Genomic DNA, 1488 nt, shown 5'->3' on the forward strand with positions numbered 1-1488 from the left:
GAGGACGCCCCCGCCTCGCCGTCGACAACCTCGGCAACACCAGACTCACCGCCTCCGTCGGCGGCAACGACAACGGCGACCACCTCAGTTACGACGTGCACCCCGGAAACGTCCAGGTCGAACCCGGACGCGCCGCCTTCGTCGCGGCCACGCTCAAGCCACGCAGGATCATCTGGTTCGGGCCCAAGGAACGCCGGCCCTACACCCTCACCGTCCAACGGTCCGGGGTGGCGCCCCTGGCCGTCGAGGGCACGTACATCCAGCGGGGCTTCCTCCCCCGCTGGCTCGCCACCTTCCTCGGCATGCTCCTCGCCCTCGCCATCACCTTCGTCATGATCTGGATCTCCTACAAACCCCAGGTCAAGAGCCTGGCCACGGAGAAGGTCCAGGACGCGGCGGTCAGTACCCTCGCGCCGCCCCGCCCCCCGGCGAGCGCGCCTCCTCCCCCCTCCCCCAGCGCCGCGGTCACGCCCACACAGGCCGCCGGGGCGGGAGCGGGGGCCGGGGACGGTGGTTCGAGCGGCGGGGGCGAGGCGCAGGCGCCGCCGTCGGCCAAGCCCGTGCAGGAGACGGCGGCGGCCGCGGTGCGCAGACTGGCCGCCGACGACCCGGCCGGACGGCACATCTGCTACCGCGCCTACGTCAACGGCGGCACCGGCTGGCAGAAACCGGTGTGCGACGGCACCATCGCCGGCACGGTCAAGCAGGGCAAGCAGATCCTGGCTCTCAATGTGTCGGTGGCCGGCGGGGGCAAGGGCCTGGTCGCGACTCCCGTGTTCCCCGATCCCGGGTCGAGCAAGGGGGAGGGGAAGTTTTCGGACTGGACCCCCACGGTCGCCGACGACGAGGACCTCTACCTGGGCAGCGCGAAGCAGGACGCTCCCACCATGCTGGGCTTCATCATGGCCATCACCAACGGGCAGATCTGCCAGACGGTCGAGACGCATGACGAGGGCTGGAAGCCCCAGGGGTGCGCCCAGGCCAACCCGAACTTCGTCTATGGCGGATCCCTGAAGAACGACGTCCCGCTCGAAGCCGTCAAGTTCACTGTCTGAGAACTGCAAAAGGTGTCATGACTCTCTGGACCTCTCTGGAACCCTCATCCGCGACGGTGGACCCGGGTGCTTCGGCACGTGTGCGGCTGCGGCTGCGCAACACCGGCGACGTCGTGGACGAATACCGCTTCGAACCGGTCGGGCCCATCTCGCCCTGGACCACGGTCGAACCACAGACCCTGCGCCTGTACCCAGGAACCACAGGCACCGTCGAGTTGACGTTCGCGCCGCCCCGCACACCCGACGCGGCCGCCGGCCCGCACCCCTACGCGGTCCGCATCACGCCCACCGAACACCCCGAGTCGGTCACGGTTCCCGAGGGCACGCTCACCGTCACGCCGTTCACCGAGGTCCGCGCCGAGCTCGTCCCACCCACCGTCAAGGGACGCTTCCGAGGACGCCCCCGCCTCGCCGTCGACAACCTCGGCAACAC

1 protein-coding gene and 1 pseudogene are annotated in these 1488 nt (G+C 70.1%); both read left to right on the plus strand.

Annotation, left to right across the window (positions count from 1 at the left end; all coding sequences use genetic code 11):
- A partial coding sequence (locus tag AB0C59_RS34810) for a hydrolase (RefSeq protein WP_363011876.1) occupies positions 1-1055 on the plus strand: 1055 nt, incomplete at its 5' end.
- A 17-nt stretch (positions 1056-1072) separates the two neighbouring features.
- Positions 1073-1488: pseudogene (locus AB0C59_RS34815) on the plus strand (peptidoglycan-binding protein); the annotation flags it as partial.

The organism is Streptomyces sp. NPDC048664, assembly GCF_040650555.1.
GTDB lineage: Bacteria > Actinomycetota > Actinomycetes > Streptomycetales > Streptomycetaceae > Streptomyces.